Source organism: Lentzea aerocolonigenes, assembly GCF_000955955.1.
GTDB classification, from domain to species: Bacteria; Actinomycetota; Actinomycetes; order Mycobacteriales; family Pseudonocardiaceae; genus Lentzea; species Lentzea aerocolonigenes_A.
This window is the reverse complement of the sequence record NZ_JYJG01000408.1, coordinates 1-22,695: the sequence shown is the minus strand read 5'-3', so window position 1 is coordinate 22,695 and position 22,695 is coordinate 1. Positions and strand designations below refer to the sequence as shown.

Genomic DNA, 22,695 nt, shown 5'->3' with positions numbered 1-22,695 from the left:
CCTTTGGGGCGCCTCGCCTTCGGCTTCGGGTTATCGGTGTGTGGGGAAATCGGTCGCTTCGCTGCCGATTGGGTGGTTTGGTCTTGGGGTGGACCTCGACGTTGTTGTGTTGTGGGTGCGGACTGGGTGGACCAAGGCTTCTCGGGGCGGGCGTGAGGCTGCTCGGCGTAATGCTGTGCCTGAGGCGTTTGCGTTGCCGCATGGTCGGGCCGCCGTGCACGAAGTGGTTCAGGTCGAGTGGCGTGGCTTTGAGCCGGAGTGGCGTGAGGAGCGCGACTCGATTGATCCCATCAGCCTCAGCCTTCGCGAGGAGGATGACGTGCTCGCGGTGCAGTTGCACGACACCATGCTCGCGCCGCCTCGGCGGGTGGTGCGGCCCTCGCCGGTGCGGCTTGGGCGGGGCGAGTGGGTTCGGTGGCAGGTCAACCATCGGTGGACTCGGCCCCGGGATGGTGGGTGGAACTACGAGTTGACCACCCTGAACTTGGCCTACGGGGCGGTGGCTGACTTGAAGTTGTTCATGGGCACGCCGACCCGTTTTGTGGATGAGCGGGCTGCTTTGCGTTAGGCGACTTGGGGGGCTGGGGCCGCGAAGGTGTTGCAGGCTGTGGTGGTGTTGGTCTTGAAACCCGTGCTTGCCCAGTTGGCCTGGTTGGTGGCTGTGCCGTGGGCGTTGTTCTCGGGCTTCTCTTCCACGGCGTACTGGAAGTCTTCCTGGGCCTGGCGGGCGAGGCTGGTTGAGATCGAGGCCCTGCCTGAGGCGCTGGTCAGGAACATGCCCGCGAAGCAGTTGGCTTGGAGTTCGATTCGGCGCGACATTTCCAGGCCCGCTGGGGTTTTCTCGCCTGCGTCGGTGATTTTGAGGTCGGCTGCGCGCAGGAGGCCGGTCAGGGCTTGGACGTGGTGGCCGTACTCGTGGCTGAGGGTGGCGAGGTGGGTGGCTGGGGCGTCGCCGCCGCCGTTGTCGCGCAGGCGCGAGGTCGGCATGTAGATGGTGCGGTTGCGGCCGCAGTAGTAGGCGACTGCGTGGTCGGATTCCGGGGCCGCGCCGCAGGGGCCGTCCTTGAGGGTGGGGGAGGCGTCCAGGGAAGGCTTTTCGAAGGGCATGTTCGCGGCCGTCAGCAACGGGCCCCAGGCTGCGTTCAGGCATTCGACGCCTGCTGCGTAGTAGGCGGCGAGTTGTTTGTCGGAGACGCCGAAGACCGGGAGTTGGCAGGTCACTGGGGGGAGCGAGGCTGCGGTGACCAGGAACGGGTGGTCTGCCAGGCGGTAGACGGCTCGGGGGCGGACCGGGGTCGACGGCTCGGTTGAAGGCGAGGGGGCTGGGCGGGAACCTGCCAGGGCGTGGCCGGTTACCAGTCTGGGGCGGCTCAGTTGACCGATTCCGAGGACGAAGGCGACCACCAGCACGAACACTGCCCCGAGCACGACCGGGTTGTTCTTGGCTGGTTGGGTCACGTTTGTCCCTTTCGGGTCTAGGAGACTGAGCCCGCGTCCGCTGCCCAGGTGTTGCACTCGGAGGCCTTGTTCGAGCGGTAGCCGCGGTCCACCCATGCCGCGTTGTTCTCCGGGGTGCCGTGGTCCTTCGTCGGGTAGATGTCGTAGTCGCCTCGGTTGCCTGCGTCGGTCAGGCCCACTCGGATCACGTCGATGGGTATCGCGCCGTGGGACAGAGGGGCCAGGCTCATGCCTCCGAAGCAGGTGGCTTGCAGCTCCATCCGGCGGTTCAGGTCGAGGCCCTTCGGAGTATCCCACCCGCCCGCGTCGTACTGCGCGCGGTCCGATGCTTTGAGCATGCCGGTGAGCCACTGGATGTGGTGGCCGTACTCGTGGGCGAGCTGGCCCAGGTACTTGCCGGGGTGGTTCGGGTTGTTCGGGTTGCGTTCCGCGGCGTAGGCGTTGGCGGTCCAGTAGATGCCGCCTTGGCAGTAGCGCGCGGTCGAGTCCGGGCGGACGGTGCCGCACGGGTACTGCATCTGCTCGGTGACGATGTGCAGCTCAACTGGTTGGTAAGGAAGGTTGGCGGCGGCCAGGGCGGGCTTCCACATGCTCTCGATGCACGGGAGGGCCGCTCGCAGGAACGTGTCCTGGCCCTGCGGGGAGTAGTCCATCGCCGGGAGCGGGCAGCCGTTGATGTTGTTCGCGCCGAAGTTCGGCTTCAGGAACGGGTGGTCCGCCAGGGCGTAGACGGCCTTCGGGCCTGCCGGCGTCGCGGGGGTGGACGGCGTGCGGGAACCCGACGCGCGGGACGACGTGGTCGTGGTCGCCGTCGTGGTCTCGGTGGTCGTCGTGTCGCCGAGGGTGGGGCTGTAGGTCGTGTAGTTCTGGAAGCCCGCGTCCTTGACCTTGCTGTTGAGGGTCGCCGCGAAGACGCCGACCGCGCCGAGGCCCAGGATCACGACGCCGCCGAGGATCAGGGCGATGATCGGGCCGTTGCTCTTGCGGCGGGGTGGCGGCATGACCGGGTACGGCGCGTAACCACCGGGAGGCGCGCCCCAGGAGGGCTGCGGCGGTGGCATGACCGTGCCGGGTGGTGGGCCGTACTGGCCCGGTGGCGGGCCGTACTGCGGAGGCGGAGGACCCTGCGGGGGCATTCCGTACTGCGGTGGCGGGCCTTGTGGCGGACGCTGCCCGAGTGGTGCGGGCATCGGCGGTGGGCCGACCGGGCGTGGCGGTGGCCAGTTGCCCGGTGGCGGAGGTTGCGTCATCGCCTGAGGTCCCCCCATTGGTCAGCCTGGGTCGGGTACGAGCATATGCGGAGCGAGATCACGCGTCCCCCGACCGGGCTAACGCGTCCCGTCCACGTTCTTGAGACGCGCGGGGCGGGGGATCGGTTCACGCGACGTCCGCTGAGCTTGCGGCCCAGGTGTTGCAGGCCTTGATGTCGTTCTGCTTGTGGCCGTGCATCACCCAACGGTCGTTGTTGGGCGCGCTGCCGTGGTCAGCCGGTGTGCGGTCGTAGTCGCCGCGTTGGCTGGGGTCCGTCAGACCTGTGTTCACGACGTCCATCGGGATGACGTTCTTGTGCGAGAACGGAGCGAGCGTCATGCCGCCGAAGCACGTGGCCTGCAGTTCCTTGCGGCGGTTGAGTTCCAGGCCCTTCGCCGTGTCGAACCCGCCGACGTCGTACTGGGCCTGGTTCGCGGCCTTCAGGAAGCCCGCCAGCCACTGGATGTGGTGGCCGTACTCGTGGCTGAGCTGGCCGAGGTAGACGCCGGGATGCCGGGTGCCGCCCTGCTCGTTCGCGTAGAAGCCCGCCGGCCAGTAGATGATGCCCTGGCAGTACATCGCGGTGGAGTCGGCGCGGCGCGAACCGCACGGCGACTGCGTGCTGCCGCGGAAGACCTGCAGCTCTGCCGGCTGGTAGGGCAGGTTGGCCGCCTTCATCGCCGGCTGCCACGCCTTCTCGATGCACGGCAGCGCGGCGGAGAGGAACGCCTCCTCGCCGGCCGGGTCGTAGCGCATCGGCGGCAGCGGGCACGCGGCGAAGTCGTTCGCGCCGACGCCGGTGCTGAAGATCGGGTGGTCGGCGAGCTTGTAGACCGCCTTCGGGCCCGGCGGGGTCGTCGGCGTGGAGGACGACGTCCGCGTTGACGAGGTGCGGGTGGACGTCGTCGTCGTCGTCGTGGTGGTCGTGGCCTCGGTTGTCGTTGTGTAGTTGTAGGTCGGGCTGTAGGTCGTGTAGTTCGAGTAGCCCGTGTCCCTGACCTTGTGGTTGAAGCTGGCCGCGAACACGCCGACCGCGCCGAGGCCGAGGATCACCACGCCGCCGAGGACCAGCGCCAGGACCGGGCCGCTGCTGCTCTTCCGGCGCGGCGGCATCATCGGGTACGGCGCGAAGCCGGGCTGCGGCTGGTGTCCCCAGGTCGGCTGCGGCGGCGGCATCACGGGACGCGGCGGTGGCAGGGGAGCGCGGCCGGGAGGCGGGCCGTAGGGCGGCGGACTCATCGGAGGCCGCGGCGGGCCACCGTGCGGCTGGTTCGCGGGAGGCGGGCCGTACGGCGGCGGACCTTGCGGGCGGGCGCCGGGAGGCGGGCCTTGAACAGGGCGGGGAGGCATCGGCGGCCCGTACGGTCGTGCCGCGGGCACGGGTGGTGGGCCTACCGGGCGTGGTGGTGGCCAGTTGCCCGGTGGCGGTGGTTGCGTCATCGCCGAAAATCCCCCAGATGGCGTCTGTTCGAAAGTCCGCCGGAGCATATGAGGACTCCGCTATTGTCCGCAGCCGTGTTGAAGAACTGGGGAGTGGCGATCTTCGCCGCCGTTGCGTTGACCGCGATCTCGGCCGTCGGCGCGCTCGCGCAACCGCTTCCCGGGACGGTCAGCACCGAGGTGCGGATGAAGCTGGAGCGCGACTCCAAGCTGACCATCACCGAGACCGTCCACGTGCCGGACGGCAAGACGGTCAAGCGGACCGTCCCCTTGCGACTCGCGGTGGGCAACGACCTGGAGCGCCAGTACCAGGTCACCGACGCCCGGGTCGAGGGCAAGGGCAGTGCGACCGTCAGCAGTGACCAGTTCACCACCACGTTCGAGGGCGGCCAGGCGACGCTGACCTACACGGTCGTCGGCGCGGTCGCCCCGGTCGGTGACGCGCTGGAGGTCCGCTGGCAGGTCGCGGGCGGCTGGGACACCGAGCTGGACAAGGTCGCCGTCACGTTCTCCGCACCCGACTCGCCGACGTCGGTCAACTGCCTCGCGGGCCCGGTCGGGTCTTCGCAGCCGTGCACGAGCGCGGACCTCGCGGACGGCAAGGGCGTGCGGGCGCAGGAGATCAAGCTCGGCGCCGGCGAACGCGTGGATGTCGCGATCGGACTGTCCGCCGGTGTCGTGCCGCCCAACGCGGTCGTGGTCGAGCAGTCCGGCCTCGCCGCCGCGTTCGCGCTGACCCCGGTGAGCGGGATCGCGCTCGGCGGGCTGCTGGTGTTGCTGCTCGGCGGCGTCGCGCTGCTCTGGTACCTGCGCGGCCGGGACGTCGCGGCGCTCTCCAGCGAGGTCGGCGCGGTGTCCGTGCTGGTGCGCGACCAGGGCGGCCGGGTCGCGTTCGCCTCGCCCGACGGCGTGCTGCCCGGCCAGGTCGGCACGGTCGTCGACGAGCACGTGGACGTCGTCGACGTGACCGCCACGGTGATCGACCTCGCCGTGCGCAACTATCTCTGGATCGCCGAGACCGAAGGCCACGACTGGCAGATCGTGCGCCGCAACCCCGCGGACGCGTCGCTGTCCGGGTACGAGAAGGCCGTCTACGAAGCTCTTCTGCCGCAGGGTGTCGAGGCCGTGACGGTGTCCGAGCTGCGTGGGCGGCAGGTCGACCTGGCGCGGGTCCGTGACGAGCTGTACGCGGACGTCGTGGAGAAGCGCTGGTTCGTGCGCCGTCCGGACGCCGAGCGCAGCCTGTTCTGGTGGGTCGGCATCGGCATCGCGGTGCTCGGCGTGGCCGCCACGGTCGTGCTGGCGCTGACGATCGGCAACGCGCTGTTCGGCCTCGCGGTCGCGGTCGGTGGCGTCGCGCTGGCGTTCGGCTCCCGCTCGATGCCCGCCCGCACCAAGCGCGGCAGCGAGCTGCTGGAGCACGTCCGCGGCCTGCGCGGGTACCTCCACGGGGTGACGCCCCAGGACGTGCCGGAGGACGACCGCGAGCTGGTGTTCTCCCGGTCGCTGCCGTACGCGGTGGTGCTCGGCGAGACCGAGCGCTGGCTCGCCACGTTCGGTCAGCAGGACCTCTATTGGTACGGGAACTCGGAAACCAACACAGACTTCCGGCGTACCTTCCCCGCGTTCCTGGGGGCGCTGGACGGTGTGCTCGCCCAGGCGGGGCACCTTCGATCCCTTCGGACGCCGAACCCGTAGGCTGGCGCACATGGCCTCACCCGAACTGCACAGGTTCACGTTGCCCAACGGCCTGCGGGTGGTGCTCGCCCCCGACGCCAGCGCACCGGTCGTCGGCGTCAGCGTGCACTACGACGTCGGCTTCCGCTCCGAGCCGGAGGGGCGCACCGGTTTCGCGCACCTCTTCGAGCATCTGATGTTCCAGGGCAGCGAGAGCCTGGAGAAGCTGGCGCACTTCCGACATGTGCAGTCGTCGGGCGGCACGTTCAACGGGTCCACGCACCCGGACTACACCGACTACTACCAGGTGCTGCCTTCAGCGGCGCTGGAGCGGGCGCTGTTCCTCGAGGCCGACCGCATGCGCGCGCCGAAGATCACCGAGGAGAACCTCCGCAACCAGATCGACGTGGTGAAGGAGGAGATCCGGCTCAACGTGCTGAACCGCCCGTACGGCGGGTTCCCCTGGATCCTGCTGCCCGCGGTGCTGTTCAAGACGTTCGCCAACGCGCACAACGGCTACGGCGACTTCGTCGACCTGGAGAGCGCCACGGTCGATGACTGCGCGGAGTTCTTCGACACGTACTACTCGCCGGCGAACGCGGTGCTGACGGTCGCGGGCGACCTCGACGTCGAGGCCGCGAAGGCGTTGGTGGAGAAGCACTTCGGCGACGTGCCCGCGCGGCCGAAGCCGGAGCGTCCCTCGTTCGCCGAGCCGGCCCCGCAGGGCGAGGTGCGGCACGAGCACGGCGACGCGCTGGCCCCGCTGCCCGCGATCGCGATCGGCTACCGCGTGCCGGACCCGGTCACCGACATCGACGGCTACCTCGCGTACCTGGTGCTCGCGGGCGTGCTGACGGACGGCGACAGCTCGCGCCTGCAGCAGCGCCTGGTGCACCGCGAGGGCATCGTGATCGACCTGAACGCGGGCTGCGGCCTGTTCGGTCCGCTGGAAGCCCGCGACCCGGACACGTTCAGCATCACCGCGATCCACACCCCCGAGGTCTCCCACGAGCAGGTCGTCGCGGCCATCGACGAGGAGCTGCAGAAGCTCGCGCAGGAGCCGCCGTCGGCAGAGGAGCTCGCGAAGGTCACCGCTCGCTGGGCGTCGACCATGCACAAGGAGCACGACCGGCTCACGAACCGCACGCTGGGCCTCGGCTCGGCGGAGCTGCTGTTCGGCCGCGCCGAGCTGATCTACGAACTGCCCGAGCGGATCGCCTCGGTGACCGTGGACGAGGTGTCCGCCGCGGCCAAGGCGCTGCGTCCGGACGCTCGTGCCCTTCTTCTCGTCAAGCCCACCGGAGGAGCCCAGTGACCGCGTCTACTTCTGCGGCCAAGACCCACCGTTCCGCTGAGGAGATCGGTCGCACCGCCGTCGGCCCGCGTCCGTTGCCGGAGCTGGGCTTCCAGAAGGCTGCCGCAGATCTGTCCACTGTGGACACCACGCTGCCGAACGGCCTGCGCGTCATCGCGATCCGCCGTGCCACCGTGCCGATGGTCGAGGTGCGGCTGCGCGTTCCGTTCGCGGACCCGGCCGCGTCGAGCACCGGTTCCGCCCATTCGGCTCAGGCCGAGGTGCTCGCGAACACCGTGCTGACCGGCACGGCTTCGCGTTCGCGCGTGGCGATCGACACCGAGCTCGCGCTGGTCGGCGGCGAGCTCGACTCCGTGGTCGACCCGGAGCGGTTGAGCTTCACCGGCAACGCCCTGGCCACCGGTCTCGGCACCGTGCTGGACGTGCTGCGCGACGTGCTGACGTCCGCGTCGTACCCGGCCGAGGAGCTGGAGCGCGAGCAGGCCCGCCTGGTCGAGCGCATTGCTCTCGCCCGTTCGCAGCCGAGCGTGATCGCGCGCGAGGCCCTGCAGAAGCAGCTGTACGGCGACCACCCGTACGCCAAGGAGATGCCGGAGGCCGACGAGGTCGCCGCGGTCACCCGCGACGAGGTGCTGGCGTTGCACCGCAAGGCGTTGCTGCCGCGCGGTTCGGTCTTCGTGGTCGTCGGCGACGTCGACCCGGCCGCCGCGGTGGCCGAGATCGGCGAGGCGCTCGGTGCGTGGCAGGGCGAGGGCGAGGCCGTCCAGCTGCCGCCGCTGCCCGCTGTCTCGGGTGGCGACGTCCTGCTGGTGCACCGCGCCGGTGCCGTGCAGTCGCAGATTCGTCTTGCTGCGCAGGCGATTCCGCGCACGGACCCGCGTTACCCGGCACTGCAGCTCGCGAACCTGGTGTACGGCGGGTTCTTCTCCTCGCGGCTGGTCGAGAACATCCGCGAGGACAAGGGCTACACCTACAGCGCCCGGTCGCACCCCGAGTTCACGGTCCACGGCGCGACCCTGTTGATCGACGCGGACACGGCCTCGGACGTGACGGCGGCGGCGCTGCTGGAGACCCGTTACGAACTGGCGCGGCTCGGCATGGTCCCGCCGTCCGAGTCCGAAGTGGACGTTGCCCGCAGCTACGCCATCGGCACGCTGCTGACCACCACGTCGTCGCAGTCCGGGCTCGCCTCGTTCCTGGTGAACCTCGTCGGGCTGGGTCTCGGGATCGACTGGCTGGTCGCGCACCCGCAGCGGCTGCAGGCCGTGACGCCGGAGCAGGTCGCCGCGGCGGCGCTGGAGTTCTTCGCGCCCGGCAACTTCACCGGTGTGCTGGTCGGTGACGCCGAGATGTTGAAGCCGAAGCTCTCCGCTCTGGGCGGGGTCTCGTTCCAGTGAGTTTCGACCTGCTCGGACTACCCGCGCTGTCGCGGTTCGTGATCGACCGGTGTGAGCCGTTGCGCGGCGACGACGAGAAGCTCGCCGCGCTCTGGCCCAAGGCCCGGATGATCGTCGTCGACACCCGCGGGCGCACGTTGGTCGCTGATCGCGGGGTGCGGCTGGCTGACCGGCCCGCACAGGATTTCGGCGATCAGCCGCCCGTGAACGCCGTCCTGCTGGGTGAGCAGGACGGCGTGGCGTACTTCGCGGTGCTGATGCCGGCCGAGGACGGGGACGAGGTTCCTGCTTCCCGTGCGTGGGGGCCGCCGGAGTTGACGGACGAGCCGCAGTGGCTGGACCTGCGCCAGGCCGGGGCCACTTTGGACGATCACTCCGCCGGGTTGTTCACGACCGCGGCGGCGTTGTTCCAGTGGCACCGGCTCGGCAAGTACTGCGCCAAGTGCGGTGCGCGGACCGTGCTGGAGAAGTCCGGGTGGACCAGCGTCTGTTCCGGGTGCGGGCGGGAGGAATATCCGCGGACCGATTCCGCGGTGATCTGTCTCGTGCACGACGGGGCGGACCAGGTGCTCGTCGCGCGCGGTCCGGAGTGGCCGGAGGGCCGGTTCTCCGTGCTGGCCGGGTTCGTCGAGGCCGGCGAGTCGCTGGAAGCCTGTGTGGCGCGGGAGATCTTCGAGGAGGTCGGGGTCGCTGTGCGGGACATCCGGTACCTCGGGTCTCAGCCGTGGCCGTTCCCCCGGTCGTTGATGATCGGGTTCGAGGCGGTGGCCGATCCTGCCGAGCCGTTGCGGCTGGCCGACGGGGAGATCGCCGAGGCGAAGTGGGTCTCCAGGGCCGATGTGCGCCAGGCGATCGAGGTGCCGGGGAGTGTTCCCGGGCTCGGGCTCGCCGGTGGCGCGTCGATCGCGTTCCGGATGCTCCAGAGCTGGGCGGCCGTCTGACCGGATTGCGCTGAACGGACTCCTCCGGTGTGGTCTAGTTAGGCAGATCACACCCATTCTGAGGGGGCTGGATGAGCAACCCGGAGCTTGAAGCGCGCAACGCGGCGTTGCGCGGCCAGGTGGATTCGATGCTGGCGAACCTGGAACGGCAGACCGCCCAGCTGAAAGAAGCCCAGGCCGAGGCGATGTCGAAGACCGGCCGGGCGACGTCCCAGGACGGTCTGGTCGAGGTCACGGTCAACGCCGGTGGCATCGTCACCGGCGTCACGTTCGCCCCGGCCGCGTTCGAGCGCAGCACACCCGAGAAGCTGGGCCAGAGCGTCGTCGCGACGATCCAGCGAGCCGCCCTCAACGCGCGCGAGCAGGCCGATGCCGTGCTCGCGCCGTACCAGGAGGGCATTCCCGACCTGCCTGACCTGTTCCCGGGCATGCCGTCCATCAAGGACCTGATCCCGACGCCGCCGCCGATCGTGCAGCAGACACCACAGCAGCACAACGAGGACGAGCCGCCGGAGTCCTTCATGGACCGTCGCGGGAGCCAGTGGTGACCGGCTTCGAGGTAGATCCCACGGCACTGCGCGCGGCCTCGCCGAAGTTCTCGGCGGCGGGCGACAAGCTGCAGACCGCGTGGGAGGCGCTGCGCGGCGTGCTCGACGCCAACAACGGCTGCTGGGGCGGCGACGACGCGGGCAAGCAGTTCCAGCAGTCGTACCTGCCGCTCGCAGACCAGGCTCGCCAGGCGTTTCCGGTGCTCACCGAGGGCATCCACTCGATCCGCACCGGCCTGGACGCCTCCGCGGACACCTGGGAAGCCGCCGACAAGGGCGGCGCCCAGTCGTTGGGAGGTAAGTGAGCCGTGGGCATCGAGATTCCCGGCGCTGTCCAGTGGCTCACGCCGATCGTGGTCGGCGCGGACTGGCCGGAGGGCGACGAGACCAAGCTGTGGGCGATGCGGGACGCGTGGAACGCGGCCGCGAAGGCCGTCGGCGAGGTGATGGGCGACGGCAACAGCGCGTCGACCGCCGCTCTCGGCTGTATGAGCGGGCAGACCGCGGACAAGTTCAACGAGTACTGGCAGAAGTACACGGAGGGCGACGCCTACCTGGTCAGCCTGCAGCAGATCTGCACGGACCTCGCTTCCGGCTGTGACAACGCCGCGTTGGGCATCGAGTACACCAAGCTCAGCATCATCGCCGCGCTGATCATCCTCGCGGCGCAGATCGCCGCGATGATCGCCTCGGCGGTGGCGACGTTCGGCGCGTCGACGGCGGGCATCCCGATCGCGCAGGCGGCGACCCGCTTCTCGGTCCAACTGCTGTTCCAGCAGCTGATCAAGCAGATCGCCATCAACCTGGCGATGAACGTCGGCACCGACCTGGCGATCCAGGGCCTGCAGGCGGTCTTCGGCGAGCGGACGTCGTGGGACGCCGGCAAGACGCTCGACGCGGGTATCGCCGGCGTGGCAGGTGGTCTTGCCGGTGGACTGGTCGGCACGGGCAGCGCCGTGCTCGGCAACGCGTCGAAGACCTTCGTGCAGGCCGCCGGACGTGGTGCCGTGGAAGGTGCCATCTCCGGGGCCGGCGGCAACGTGCTGACCAATCTCGCGCACGGCAAGGTCGAGGCGAAGGACTTCGGCTCGGCGATCCTGTCCGGCGGTGTCTCCGGCGGCGTCGGTGGTGCGGTCGGCGGTGGGCAGAACAGGCGAGAGGGCCTCAAACAGACCTGGGAGACCGGGAAGTCGCCGGACGGCCAGTACACCGCGGGGGCGAACACGCAGGGCCACGCCTACCAGACCCCCGACGGGTCCACCGTGCGCGCCAACACCGGGACAGACCCGAACCCGCACCAGGGCAACCGGGTGGTCGAGGGGACGAAGAACACCCTCGGCAAGATCGGGCCGAACAACGTCAACGACCCGACCGACAGCGACTACCAGGTGAAATCCTCGGCCAACCCGCCGCGGATGGTCGGGCATCTCGACCTGCCCGACCCACCCCGGAAGTAGCTACCGCCAGCGCTGCCAGCCGTGGATCGGGGCGTGGTCTGGACGGGTCTCGCCCCAGTCCCGGCTCCCCGGCGGCAGCAGGTGGTGCTCGGCGAGCCGCATCCGCCCGCGCACCCGCCACCAGTCGGCCAGCAGCCACGCGGTCAGCAGCACTGTGGCCGCGACTCCGATCCACACGTTGACGCCCTTGCCGGCGACGAGGAGGAACATCCAGGCGAAGGTGCCGGTGACGGACGCGGCGAACAACCGCCAGCCGATCGCGGTGGTCGTGAGGGAAGTCTGGGCGATCCCGGTCGAGTGCCGCCTGGCCCAGTGGCGCAGCTCCCGCCATTCGTCCATCGACATCTGCGTTGGCTGAACCGGCGTTGCCTGACGCGACCGGATCACCTCGGCGAGCTCACCGGCCTGCGTCACCGGCAGGAGCCATTGCTGAGGCCGGGCCACCAGGCGCAGCGTCGGGCCGTTGCCGACGAGCGTTTTGTGGCCACCACCGGGCAACGGCCACAGCTCCGGGTGTGGCGATGTGCCCGGTTGCACCAGCGTGAGGTCTCCGAGCCACATCGCTTGGGTGAGGAACTTTCCGTTCTGCGACGCGCCCAGCCGGTGAACCAGGCGATGCTGCTCGACGTACAGCGACCCGCCGGTGCGCAGCGGCACCCGCACCTGGACGTTGCGGCCCAGGTTGGCACCCAGCCGGAACATCCGTGCGCCGAGGTGTCCCAGCGTTGGGCACAGCACCAGCAGGACGGGTATCCAGACGTATGCCTTCGCGCCGATCAACCAGAACACGACGATCGGAACGGAGAGGAACGCCAACCGGCTCCAGAGCCAGGGCACGTTCCGGTTCAGCACCCACAGCACACCCGCAACCAGCGGGGCCGCGAGCATGAGCCGTGGTATGTCGGAGGTGGCGATCAGCGCGACCTCTGGCAGCACAACTGTTCCGGTCAGCGCGAGAGTCCCGCCGACCAGCCAGCGCACCGCGAGCGAAGGCCCGGTGAGCGCAACCGCGGGTCCTTCCACCGACGTGGCGGACGCGCCAACGGGTCGCGGCGCCTCACCGGCCTCGGCGCGGTTGTTGTCCGTGACGACAGCGACCGAAGGCGCGTCGGCCAGGCTTGGCACCCTTGACCGGACGAGCGAGACGAACTTCCGCGGGTCCTCGACAGGCAGCACCTGATCGCCCGTGGTCGTCCGCAGCACGACTACGTCACCCTGGGGAACGGGAAGGGCGCGACCATCGTGCAGCGTGATCCACGGTGCCTCGCCACGCACCGCCTGCCGCGTGCCGATACCGAGAAGATCGCTGAACCCGTACGTCAGCACCGGGGTCTTGTGCGGCGTGCCCGCGATGATCTCCAGGCCGTTGTCGGTGACCTCGATCGTGTCGACGTAGCGGCTTGGCTTGAAGTCGGCGCGGAACTCGAACAGCACCTTGTTCGGCGCGCGTTTCGAGACCAGGTGCGCGAGGTAGGTCGCGACGAGCGGGACGCCGAGCAGGATCGGCATGTTGACCGCGGGCGACTTGCTGCCCACGACGATCACGGTGGTGATCGCGACGACGGCCGAGACGCCCAGCGCGACCAAGGGCCAATGATGCGGCTTCACGGCCCACATCATGGCAGTGGACGGTCGTCCACGACGTGTTTCATGACCACTGTGGAGTTCATTCGCCTGACCCCGGGCAGCTTCACGAGCTTCTCGTCGTAGAGCTGTTGGTAGGCGGCCAGGTCGGTGGTGGCGATGCGCAGGAGGTAGTCCGGCTCGCCGAAGAGTCGTTGTGCCTGCAGGACGTTCGGGATCGCGGCTACTGCTCGTTCGAAGTCGGCGACGGTGCTCTCATTCTCCCAGTGGACGGTGGCGAACACGAGGGCCTCGAAGTGCAGGCCGACCGCCGCCGGGTCGACGACGGCCCGGTAGCCGCGGATCGCGCCGTCGCGTTCCAGGTCGCGCAGGCGGCGGTGGCACGGGGAGATGCTCAGGTTCACCCGTGCGGCCAGGTCGGTGACGGTCAGGCGGCCGTCCTGCTGCAGCTCGGCAAGAATCTTTCGGTCAACGGTGTCCACGGGGTCATTCTTCCCCTGAAAGCGGCTTGAGCAGGGTAAAGGCGGGAACACCTTTGGGCTGATGCTTCCTAGCCTTTCGGGCATGGAGCTGAGCACGGTGGTGGCGTTTCTGGCGGTGGACCTGCTGCTGGTCCTCACGCCTGGAGCGGACTGGGCCTACGCGATCGCGGCGGGGTTGCGCGGCCGGTTCGTGTTGCCCGCGGTGGCGGGGCTGGTGGCCGGGTACGCGGGCTACACGGTGCTCGCGGTGGCTGGGCTGGTGGTGGTCGTGGCCAGTTCGAAGGGGCTGCTCACCGCGTTGACGGTGGCCGGGGCCGCGTACCTGGTGTGGCTGGGGTTCGGGGTGCTGGCGCGTCCGGCGAGTCCTGGTGCGGCTGAGGAGCTGGCGGCCTCGCCGGGACGGGTGGTGCTCAAAGGGGTCGGGATCAGCGGGTTGAACCCCAAGGCGATGTTGATGTTCGTGTCGTTGTTCCCGCAGTTCATCGATCCGAGTGCGGGCTGGTCGGTGGCTGCGCAGACGGCGGTGCTCGGGGCGTTGCACATGGCGTTGTGCGGGGTGGTCTATCTGGCGGTCGGGGTCTTTGCGAAGGCGGTGCTGACCACCCGGCCGGGGGTGGCACGGGTGGTGTCGCGAGTCAGCGGGGCGATGATGATCGGCATCGGTGGGGTGTTGCTCGTGGAGCGGATGGTGGGTTAGGCCCGACCGGTGACCCAGTTCGCGTAGCTGTGCCAGGCGATCTCGGGGAGCTCGGCGTGCAGGGCCGGGATGTCCAGGTCCAGGCCGGTTTCGGTGAAGTAGCGGAACATCGCGGCCAGGTCCGGGGAGTAGGTCTCGGCCTGGGCGAGCGAGTACTCGACGAACTCGGTGCCGCGGATCGCCGCCATCTCCGGGCCGGTGAGCTGGTCGCTGGCGATGTCGACGCGCCGGTTGTGGAAGCGGGCCGGTTGTTCGAAGGCCAGTACAGCCATCGCGGCGATGTCCTCCGGCGCGATCAGGTGCAGCTTCAAGGTCGGTGGGATCGGTAGTGCCACGAAGCCTTTGTTGCTCATGAAGGCGGCCGGACCCAGCACTGTCCAGTGTGGATGGACGGCGGCCAGGTGCCGTTCGATCTCGGCTTTGGTGTCGAAGTGCGGGATGCCGGTGCCGCGGTCGGCGTTGGTGGCCGAGGTGAAGACGACGTGCGGGACGTGCCGGGCGGCGTCGACGGCGGCTTTGCCCTGGGACGCTTCGGAAGGGCCGCTGAGCGGGGTCATCAGGAAGAGACCGTCGACGTCGGCGAAGGCTTGCTCCAGCGAGTCCGGGTTGTCGAAGTCGCCGTGGACGTCGTCGGGGTGCTTGGGGTTTCGGGTGACGCGGCGGACTTCGTGGCCGCGTTCGGTGAGGAGTCGGGCGACTGCGCCGCCCTGGGTGCCGGTCGCGCCGGTCACTGCGATTTTCACGTGGTGATCCTGGAGATGTAGCCGTCTGGGCGGATGGTGGCTTCGGCGCCGTCGATCGCGATGCTGGTGCCCTTGCCGTCGGAGAGGTCGAGGCCGGGGACGAACGTGCCGGCGAGCGGGTGGTCGGAGCCGGTGTCGTAGCGGATGTCGGTGCCCTGGACCATGGCGGAGATGCGGTCCTTGACCTGCGGGAGGTCGAGGAGATCGCCGAAGAGCGAGTACAGCTCGCGGGTGTGCGGGTCCGGGCGGGTCAGGGCCACCTGCGCCATGGTGTTGTGCAGCACGCGGGCGGCGACCGGGTGGCGTTCGGCGGTGTAGGTGCCGATCAGGCCGGGGTCGCCGGTGGCGAGCTTCCACCCCAGGTTGAGCGCGTCCTGCAGACCCAGGTTGAGGCCCTGACCGCCGAACGGGGAGTGGATGTGGGCCGCGTCGCCCGCGAGCAGGACGTTGCCGCGGCGGTAGGTGGTGGCCTGGCGGGTGTTGTCGGTCCAGACCGTGGCGGTGTGGACGGCGGTGATGCGCACGTCCAGGTCGCTGACCCGGCGAAGGGCGGCTTCGAGGATCTCGGGTGTTGCCTCGCGGTCGGCCGGCGGGCCGTCGAACTCGAGGATCATGACGCGGCCCTTGAGCGGACCGGAGGCGTAGACGCCGTGCGGGGTGCGGTGCCAGCCGCGCGGGAGTTCGGTGTCCAGGTCGACGACGGCCTGGTAGCCGGTGAGCGTCGGGTCGGTGCCGGGGAAGTCGAAGCCGGCGAGCTTGCGGACCGCGCTGCGGCCGCCGTCGCAGCCGACCACGTAGTCGGTGCCGAGGTCGAGTGACGTGACCTCGACGCCGCGGCGGATCTCGACGCCGAGTTCGAGTGCGCGGGCTTCGAGGATTCGTTCGAGTGCTTGCTGCGTCAGCATGACGATCGGGAGACCGTCCAGTTTGAACATTCCGGCGAAGTGACCGGTGGAGCCGTTGGGGCGCCAGGCGAGACCGGCGGACTCGGCCTCGCCGGCGGCGTCGATCGCGGGACCGAAGCCGCGCATGGCGAGCATCTGGTAGGTGCGGCCACTGATCATCTGGGCCTTGATGGTGTCGGCCTGGGCGGTGAGGCGTTCGAGCACGGTGGTGCGGACGCCCTGGAGGGCGAGTTCGGTGGCGAGCAGGAGGCCGACCGGGCCTGCGCCGACGACGGTGACGTCCCCAGTTGTTTTCATGCTCAACATTTGAGCGTGAAAACGTCTCGGCGTCAAATCTGATTTAGGATGGGGAGGTGACCGAGCCGATCTTCTCGTGGCTGTACGTGCAGCAGGGCGTCGATGCCGTGAAGGCCGCGATGGGGCGGCGGATGGAGGCGGAGGCCGGGTGCTCGTTGCTGGAGCACGTGGCGCTCTACCAGTTGTTCCGCAGTGGCGGACGGTTGCAGATGTCGGAGCTCGTGGAGCTGCTGGACGTGAGCCCGTCCGGCGTCACGCGGCTGGTCGAGCGGCTGGTCAAACGCGGGTGGGTGACGCGCGAGCAGCCGCCGGACAACCGGCGGCTGGTCTACGCCGTGCTGACTCCTGCCGGTGAAGAGGCGTGCCAGGGCGTCACTGCGCGCGTCTACCGGGCGTCGGTCGCCGAGGAGTTCACCGGGTTGCTGAACGAGCGCGACCTCGCCGACCTGCGCCGGATCGGGCGCAAGCTGATGGAGGGGCACGGGCGGTGGGACGTGAAGAGGTTCGCGCCGTCAGAGGAGTGACGGCAGGACGTGCTCCTCGGTGACCATCAGGCCCGTGGTGGCCATGGTCTCGGCCAGGTCGGGATCCCAGCTCGCGGCTTCCGGCCGGGTGTTCAACGTCGGCAGCTCGACACCGCGGGCGATCAGCGTGCCCACGGCTTCGCGGTAGTCGGCGGCGGACATCCGCCACGCGGATCCGCCTGTGTGGGCCAGGATCTCGTTGGTCGTGCGGATGCCGTCGGGCGTGAAGTCGTTGTGGCAACGGACGGTCTTGCCAGCGAGGTGGTGCTCGGCCTGCGGCGTGAGGCCGTTCGGCAAGACCATCAACGGGCCTTTGACGCCTGATTCGAGCAGGCGTGGGCTGCGGACGACGGTGATCTCCTGAGCTTCCAGGGTGTCGTTGAGCGTCAGGTAACCCTGGGAGGTCAGCACCGGGTTGCTGTAGGCGTCGGGGAGGACGCCTGCGCGTTCCCAGTCGGTGCCCATGAGCTGCAGTGCTTTGTGGACGATCCGGGTCAGCGGGCGGCCGTCGTCCAAGTCGTTGCCCGCCAAGGCGAAGCGGGTCGTCCAGCGCCCCGGCTTGAGTTGCGCCAGAATCTCCGCGGCCTGGTTCGCGATCATCGGCAACGCGGGCTGCGGGATCTTGCCGTACCTGCGGACGTACTCGATCCATTCGGCCGCCCACGAGGCCTGTAGCAACCCGTGCTCGCGCAACGCGAACTTCAGCACGGCGTCCGCGGTCGAGGCTTCCTCGTTCGTCGACATGCCGACCGGCCTGCCGTGCACGGACTCCAGCACCTCGGGCAACGTGCTGCCGTGGGCGCGGAGGTGTTCGTCCAGGCGCGCCAAGGAGATCTGGCGACGGGCCGGGTGGGCGATCGGCTTGCGCAGCAACTCGCCGAGAGTCAGGGCGGTGCGTTCGTCCTCGACGCGGAAGCTGAACGCCGAGCGGCCGCCGCCCTCCAGCGTCTCGCGGGCGAGGCGCCAGAACTCGGCCAGCTCAGGCTCGTCCATGTTCACGACGCCACCCTAGTTTCCCGATTCGCCTGCGCCGAACGCTGCACTTCGGCTACGAGGTCGTGTGGCTGGTCCGGCGCGGCGGCGAGCTGAGCCTGAACGAGCGAGACGACATCTGGACGCCACCGCGGCCCGCTGCCGTCGGATCGCGTCCGCACCGTCGCGGCACACCGGCTTTCAGCCGGCGACTTCATCGAGCAAGCCTTGACGGATCGCTCACCGGAGCGGACCGTACCTAACCATGAGCGCCGCACCTAATCGCGATAGGCAAGCCGAACGGCGAGAGGCCACCCGAAGAGAGATAGTCGACGCCGCGTGGGAGATCGCGCGCCGCGACGGGCTGGCCGCTGTCACGTTGCGCGAGGTCGCGGGCATGATCGGGATGCGCTCACCGTCGCTGTACTCGCACTTCGACTCCAAGAACGCGATCTACGACGCGATGTTCCAGCAGGCTTGGACGGTCTTCCTGGCGAAGGCCGAGGAGGACTTCCAACGCATGCCGGACGTGCCGCGCGAGGCGTTGCTGAAGATGCTCGAGAACTTCTTCGACTTCTCGGTCGCGGACCTGGCCCGCTACCAGCTCATGAACCAGCGCTCGATCCCCGGCTTCGTGCCGTCGCAGGCCGCCTACGCCCCGTCCGTCGAGGTCATGAGGCAGTTCATCGCCTTCATGCACGGGCTGGGCGTCACCGACCAGGCCGACATCGACCTCTACCTGGCGTTCGCGGGCGGCCTGGTCGACATGCAGCTGGCCAACGACCCCGGCGGCGACCGCTGGCGCCTGCAGATCCCGCGCGTGATCGACATGTTCGCCGACGACCTCGGCCTGCCCGGACCACCACTGAGGAGAACGCCATGACCGCCGCACTGGACACCAGACCCCGCTCCTCCGCGCTCGACCGCGACACCGCGATGGAGCTCGCCAAGACCGAGTACGAACGGGTCGTGACGCTGTTCGAAGGGCTTTCGGCGCAGGACTGGGCCAAGTCCACGGATTGCCCGGCGTGGGATGTGCGTGCGATGGCCGCGCACATGCTCGGCATGGCGGAGATGTCCGCGTCGATCCGGGAAGCCATGCGGCAGACGAAGGCGGCGGAGAAGGCCGGCGGGGTGATGATCGACGCGCTGACCTCCCTTCAGGTGTCCGAGCGCGCCGGCATGTCCGCGACGGCCATCGCCGCCAGGTACGCCGAGGTGGCCCCGCGTGCCGTGAAGGGACGTCGCCGCACGCCGTGGTTCATGCGCCGCACGAAGGCCGGAGCGCAGGTGATGAACGGCCGTGAGGAGATGTGGTCGCTCGGCTTCCTCACCGACGTGATCATGACTCGTGACCCGTGGATGCACCGGGTCGACATCTCGCGGGCTGTCGGGGTGCCGATGGAGCTGACCGCGGACCACGACGGTGTGATCGTCGACGACGTGGTCCGGGAGTGGGCGGCGCGGCACGGCCAGCCGTTCACGTTGCGGCTGACCGGGCCTGCGGGTGGCCGGTGGGGTTCGGGCGGGCCGGAGCTGGAGTTCGACGCGGTCGAGTTCTGCCGCGCGTTGTCCGGCCGCGGACACGCTCCTCTTCAGACTGAAGTACCGTTCTAAGCGGTCATTTTTGGTCATCTGCGTCGCCGGGGCATCCTGGGCGGCCCGGTCGGCGTGTAGGGATCATGAAGAAAATTCGGCTGCTCGCCGCAGGCGTCACCGCAGCGGTCACGGCACTCTTCCTGGCACCGATGCCCGCGCATGCGGACCCTCGGGCCGAGATCGCCCCCGATGCCCAGGCAGCGTTCGCGGTGTTCGACCGCAAGACCGGGCGCACCACGATCGCCTGGGACGAACACGAGCAGTACCGTTCGGCGTCGGTCGTCAAGATCCTCATCGCGCTCGACTACCTGGAGAAGCGCGGCCCCGACGCCGAGATCCCGCAGGCCGACCTGGTCCGGCTGGAGCCGATGCTGAGGTCGAGCGACGACAACGCGGCTTCGGAGCTCTGGGTCCAGGAGGGCTGGGAGAAGATCGTCGAACGCATGGTCGTGAAGCTGGGGCTCGAGGACACCGCACCGCCGGTCAACGTCGGATTCTGGGGCTACACGGCACTCAGCGCGTCCGACGTCGTCAAGATCTACCGTTATGTGCTCGACCAGGCACACCCGAAGTTCCGAGACTTCATCATGGGCAACCTCCACCAGGCGACGAAGTGCGCGACCGACGGCTTCGACCAGTCGTTCGGCCTGCCGAGCGTCGTGCACGGCGAGCTGGCCTTCAAGCAGGGGTGGTCGCGGTTCGGTGACACGCCGCCCAGGCCGTGTGTCGAAAAGCCGAAGCCGCCGACCTACCCCGGTGTCGGCAAGGACGGTCCGGTGGGCGAGGGGCAGCGTTCGGCCGCCGATGTCGACCTGACGCGTCCGGCGATGCACACCACCGGCACCTACGGGCGCGACGACCGCAAGATCATGGTCGTGCTGACGCTGGAGCCGGTGGGCACCACCTGGGACGTCTCCGCCGATCGGATCACCAGGCTCACGCGCGCCGTGCACCTGGCGGACCGCATCTTCGACTGATCCGCTGCCGGTCCCGCGCCCACGGGCGCGGGACCGGTGCCGTTCTAGGGGTCGATCCGGTCCAGCGCGGCGCCGTCCCACGTCGTCTGCGTGCACGCGACGCCACGGCCGTTCTTGGGCCGCAGGACGTCGAAGATGTGCATGCGCGGGATCTTGTCCGACACGCCCCAGCCGCTCGGCCAGGTGATCACCCAGTCCATGTCGAGGTCGACCAGCAACCCCAGCATGCGCGCGATGGTCGGGTCGTCGAGCCGCTCGAACGCCTCGTCCAGCAACACCAGCCGCAACGGGTCGAACTCGTCGCTCACCGCGTCGTAGAAGCTCGCCGCGGCCGCGAACAGCGTCACGTACGAGATCAGCCGGGTCTCACCGGACGACAGCTGGCGCAGCCGCCGTTCGCGCGGGTTGCCGTCCGGACCGGTGTCCGCGACGGTCACGGTGAACTGGTGCCACGTCCGGTAGTCCAGCGCCCGCGACAGGATCTCCGCGTAGCCGCCGGAGTGCGTGTCGCGCTCGTTCTCGATCCGTTCGGTGAAGACGCGGCGCAGCGTGGCGTCCTGCTCGGGTGTGCGCTCGCCGAACGGCAACCGCACCAGCGCAAGCGCTTGCCTCGTCGAGTCGTCCAACGCACTGGACGACTTCCACGCCAGCTTGACGTGCACACCCTGGCTGGAACGGGCCTGGCCGAGCACCTCGTTCATGCGCTTGGTCAGGTCCTCGGCGACGGTGATCTGACCGCGCAGCCACTCGGCCAGGTCGCGGATCAGGTAGTCGGCGAAGATGCCCTGGTACTGCTCATCGAGGAACCCGCGCTGCTCGGCGAGTTTGGTGGTCACCGCGCGGGCGGCGACGGCGACGGGCTTCGCGCCCTCCTCGCCGGTCACCGTCACGGTCAGCAGGCCCGCGTGCTGTTCGGCGGCGATGTCGTGGCTGCCGGCGAGCGACGTTTGCAGGGCCTGGAGCTTCGCGATGACGGTGGCTTCGGTGCCGCCGCGACGGTCGCCCGTCTCCGCGATCAGAGCCCTGACGGAAGCATCATCGGTGGAACTGTCGTTCTCGGGGAACGCGGCCGCGATCAGTCCCGGGGCCCGAACCGTCGCGGTGAAGTTCGCCGTCGCGCGATCCAGGCTTTCGGCGGCCTCCTCGACCTGCGTGGAGTTGGTCTCCAGCAACGCTTCCAGCTTGGCCGCCTGCTCACGCGCGGTCGTGATGCTCTCGCGAACGCCCTTGAGGTCCTCGCGCATCTTCTTGCGCGACTTCTCCAACTGCGTGAGCTGCTCGCTGATCTCCTTGGCCTCACCGCCGACCGCGTCGGTCAGCTCGGCCAGCGTCCCTGCCTGAGCCGCGTAGTCGATGCACCGGGCGTCGGCGTCGGTCTCGGCGGTCTGCCGGTCCGCGACCGCCTCGTGGTAGCGGTGCGAGGCATCGGTCAGGTCGGAAATCGTGCCCTGGCAACGCCTCTTCACCGCGTCACCGAGCAGGTCGGCCGTGCGCTGGGCTTCCGCGGCCGCCGCCTGGGCCTGGCGCAGGGCTTCGGTGTCTGACGGCAGTCCCGCATCGCCTGCCTGGCGGGTCAGTTCGCCACGAGCCGCTTCCAGCCGTGCGTTCGCGTTCTCCAACGCGTCGCGCAGCTCGAACGTCCGTTGCTGCGACCTGGCCGCGGACTCCTCGGCGGCCTGCACCCGGCTGTGCTTCGCGATCAGCTCGCTGTCGCCGGGGAACGCCGCGACGTGCGCCTCCCAGGTCGCCACGTGCTCGTGTGCGCGGGCCAGCTCGTCCTCAGCGGTGCCGAGCTGCGTGCGCAGTTCGGCGAGTTCTTCTTCCAGGGCGGCGATTCGGCGGCCGCGGGCGGCTTCTCGCGCGCCCGCACCGATGAACTCCGCCTCTGGCTTGGTCCACCGGCCGGTCAGCACACCCGCGCGCCAGTCGCCGTCGGTCGTCATGTCGTCCAGCGACACCGCGCGCAGCAGGTCCGTGACCAGCGACTCCGGCACCGGGGAACCCTCGACCGCAGGCACCAGGAACTCGGCCAGCGACCGGCCGTCGACCGCTTCCCGTGGCACGGCGAGGACATCGTTCAGGTCGCCGCCGTTGGACGTCACCCAGGCGTCGAGCAGCCCGCTCGCCTGCAGCGCCGCTTCCAGTCCGGCGCGCTCGTCGTCGTTGAGCGACGGCGCGAAGTCCACGAGGCGGTAGAAGGGTGCGCCGGCAGCCGTGTCGCGCGAGGCCGACGTGTACTGGCCCGGCACCGGCACGCGCTCGTTACCCGACCGCAGGCCGACGAGTTCTTCGTCCAGCGTGTCCAGACGGGTGCGCAGTTCTGTGCGCTGCTGGGTGAAGGCGTGCGCCGCGTCGCGCGCCGCCTGCACCAACGGGCCGACCCACTCGCGGGCCTTGCCGCTCAACGCCTTCGCCGCAGCCGGGTCCGGGG

The 22,695-nt window shown here is 69.5% G+C and carries 23 protein-coding genes; 14 read left to right on the top strand and 9 right to left on the bottom strand.

Annotated features, from left to right (window positions below):
- On the top strand, positions 1-568 hold a 568-nt coding region (locus tag UK23_RS54310; RefSeq protein ID WP_231114906.1), incomplete at its 5' end, for a hypothetical protein.
- Here the strand turns inward: UK23_RS54310 and UK23_RS40975 are convergent.
- The 3 genes from UK23_RS40975 to UK23_RS40965 all read right to left on the bottom strand — a co-directional run bounded on the left by UK23_RS40975 (position 565) and on the right by UK23_RS40965 (position 3,948).
- Positions 565-1,458: a neutral zinc metallopeptidase gene (locus UK23_RS40975; protein ID WP_052685487.1), complete on the bottom strand. Its 894-nt coding sequence runs from the start codon at positions 1,456-1,458 to the stop codon at positions 565-567. The genes UK23_RS54310 and UK23_RS40975 overlap by 4 nt on opposite strands.
- A 17-nt stretch (positions 1,459-1,475) precedes the next feature.
- The gene (locus tag UK23_RS40970; RefSeq protein WP_269112335.1) at positions 1,476-2,708 is read right to left on the bottom strand and encodes a neutral zinc metallopeptidase; all 1,233 of its coding nucleotides are present in this window, start codon (positions 2,706-2,708) and stop codon (positions 1,476-1,478) included.
- A 127-nt stretch (positions 2,709-2,835) separates the two neighbouring features.
- A complete protein-coding gene (locus tag UK23_RS40965; RefSeq protein WP_231114905.1) occupies positions 2,836-3,948 on the bottom strand; it encodes a neutral zinc metallopeptidase in 1,113 nt (370 codons plus the stop codon).
- Between the two features lie 276 nt (positions 3,949-4,224).
- Between UK23_RS40965 and UK23_RS40960 the strand changes: the two genes are divergently transcribed.
- The 7 genes from UK23_RS40960 to UK23_RS49380 all read left to right on the top strand — a co-directional run bounded on the left by UK23_RS40960 (position 4,225) and on the right by UK23_RS49380 (position 11,484).
- Positions 4,225-5,847, top strand: coding sequence for a DUF2207 domain-containing protein (locus UK23_RS40960; RefSeq protein ID WP_052685485.1), 1,623 nt, complete (start codon positions 4,225-4,227; stop codon positions 5,845-5,847).
- Between the two features lie 10 nt (positions 5,848-5,857).
- Positions 5,858-7,141, top strand: coding sequence for a M16 family metallopeptidase (locus UK23_RS40955; protein ID WP_045317188.1), 1,284 nt, complete (start codon positions 5,858-5,860; stop codon positions 7,139-7,141).
- Positions 7,138-8,538 carry a M16 family metallopeptidase gene (locus tag UK23_RS40950; RefSeq protein ID WP_045317187.1) on the top strand — a complete coding sequence of 467 codons (1,401 nt, stop codon included), beginning with the start codon at positions 7,138-7,140 and terminating at the stop codon, positions 8,536-8,538. Before UK23_RS40955 ends, UK23_RS40950 begins: the two co-directional genes overlap by 4 nt.
- Positions 8,535-9,479 (top strand): NAD(+) diphosphatase, encoded by a 945-nt coding sequence (nudC, locus tag UK23_RS40945; protein ID WP_045317186.1) that lies wholly within the window; start codon positions 8,535-8,537, stop codon positions 9,477-9,479. Before UK23_RS40950 ends, nudC begins: the two co-directional genes overlap by 4 nt.
- A gap of 71 nt (positions 9,480-9,550) precedes the next feature.
- Positions 9,551-10,027 carry a YbaB/EbfC family nucleoid-associated protein gene (locus UK23_RS40940; RefSeq protein ID WP_045317185.1) on the top strand — a complete coding sequence of 159 codons (477 nt, stop codon included), beginning with the start codon at positions 9,551-9,553 and terminating at the stop codon, positions 10,025-10,027.
- The gene (locus UK23_RS49385; RefSeq protein WP_196778111.1) at positions 10,024-10,332 is read left to right on the top strand and encodes a WXG100 family type VII secretion target; all 309 of its coding nucleotides are present in this window, start codon (positions 10,024-10,026) and stop codon (positions 10,330-10,332) included. Before UK23_RS40940 ends, UK23_RS49385 begins: the two co-directional genes overlap by 4 nt.
- Positions 10,333-10,335: 3 nt before the next feature.
- Complete coding sequence (locus UK23_RS49380; RefSeq protein WP_052685483.1) at positions 10,336-11,484, top strand: hypothetical protein; 1,149 nt, start codon at positions 10,336-10,338, stop codon at positions 11,482-11,484.
- Here the strand turns inward: UK23_RS49380 and UK23_RS40925 are convergent, their stop codons facing one another.
- On the bottom strand, positions 11,485-13,092 hold the full coding sequence (locus UK23_RS40925; RefSeq protein ID WP_156213754.1) for a hypothetical protein: 1,608 nt from the start codon (positions 13,090-13,092) through the stop codon (positions 11,485-11,487).
- Positions 13,093-13,100: 8 nt separating this feature from the next.
- Complete coding sequence (locus UK23_RS40920) at positions 13,101-13,550, bottom strand: Lrp/AsnC family transcriptional regulator (RefSeq protein ID WP_045317183.1); 450 nt, start codon at positions 13,548-13,550, stop codon at positions 13,101-13,103.
- An 82-nt stretch (positions 13,551-13,632) separates the two neighbouring features.
- Here UK23_RS40920 and UK23_RS40915 point away from each other — a divergent pair, with 82 nt between their 5' ends.
- Positions 13,633-14,247, top strand: a complete 615-nt coding sequence (locus tag UK23_RS40915; RefSeq protein WP_045317182.1) for a LysE family translocator — start codon at positions 13,633-13,635, stop codon at positions 14,245-14,247.
- Here UK23_RS40915 and UK23_RS40910 read toward each other — a convergent pair.
- Both UK23_RS40910 and UK23_RS40905 read right to left on the bottom strand, forming a co-directional pair.
- Positions 14,244-14,990, bottom strand: coding sequence for an NmrA family NAD(P)-binding protein (locus UK23_RS40910; RefSeq protein ID WP_045317181.1), 747 nt, complete (start codon positions 14,988-14,990; stop codon positions 14,244-14,246). The genes UK23_RS40915 and UK23_RS40910 overlap by 4 nt on opposite strands.
- The gene (locus tag UK23_RS40905) at positions 14,987-16,192 is read right to left on the bottom strand and encodes an FAD-dependent monooxygenase (RefSeq protein WP_196778110.1); all 1,206 of its coding nucleotides are present in this window, start codon (positions 16,190-16,192) and stop codon (positions 14,987-14,989) included. The genes UK23_RS40910 and UK23_RS40905 overlap by 4 nt, the downstream gene beginning before the upstream one ends.
- Before the next feature lie 56 nt (positions 16,193-16,248).
- On the opposite strand from UK23_RS40905, the gene UK23_RS40900 reads away from it, so the two are divergent.
- Positions 16,249-16,716, top strand: a complete 468-nt coding sequence (locus tag UK23_RS40900) for a MarR family winged helix-turn-helix transcriptional regulator (RefSeq protein WP_052685481.1) — start codon at positions 16,249-16,251, stop codon at positions 16,714-16,716.
- Here the strand turns inward: UK23_RS40900 and UK23_RS40895 are convergent.
- Positions 16,705-17,709 (bottom strand): DUF2399 domain-containing protein, encoded by a 1,005-nt coding sequence (locus tag UK23_RS40895; RefSeq protein WP_156213753.1) that lies wholly within the window; start codon positions 17,707-17,709, stop codon positions 16,705-16,707. The genes UK23_RS40900 and UK23_RS40895 overlap by 12 nt on opposite strands.
- 26 nt (positions 17,710-17,735) lie before the next feature.
- Here UK23_RS40895 and UK23_RS55200 point away from each other — a divergent pair, with 26 nt between their 5' ends.
- From UK23_RS55200 to UK23_RS40880, 4 genes are all read left to right on the top strand, one after another.
- Positions 17,736-17,951 carry a SitI3 family protein gene (locus UK23_RS55200; protein ID WP_419503923.1) on the top strand — a complete coding sequence of 72 codons (216 nt, stop codon included), beginning with the start codon at positions 17,736-17,738 and terminating at the stop codon, positions 17,949-17,951.
- Between the two features lie 2 nt (positions 17,952-17,953).
- Positions 17,954-18,571, top strand: coding sequence for a TetR/AcrR family transcriptional regulator (locus tag UK23_RS40890; RefSeq protein ID WP_045317179.1), 618 nt, complete (start codon positions 17,954-17,956; stop codon positions 18,569-18,571).
- Entirely contained in the window at positions 18,568-19,305 is a 738-nt protein-coding gene (locus UK23_RS40885; RefSeq protein WP_196778109.1) for a maleylpyruvate isomerase family mycothiol-dependent enzyme, read from the top strand. Before UK23_RS40890 ends, UK23_RS40885 begins: the two co-directional genes overlap by 4 nt.
- A 65-nt stretch (positions 19,306-19,370) precedes the next feature.
- On the top strand, positions 19,371-20,264 hold the full coding sequence (locus tag UK23_RS40880) for a hypothetical protein (RefSeq protein ID WP_045317178.1): 894 nt from the start codon (positions 19,371-19,373) through the stop codon (positions 20,262-20,264).
- Positions 20,265-20,308: 44 nt separating this feature from the next.
- Here UK23_RS40880 and UK23_RS40875 read toward each other — a convergent pair.
- A partial coding sequence (locus tag UK23_RS40875) for an SbcC/MukB-like Walker B domain-containing protein (RefSeq protein ID WP_269112334.1) occupies positions 20,309-22,695 on the bottom strand: 2,387 nt, incomplete at its 5' end.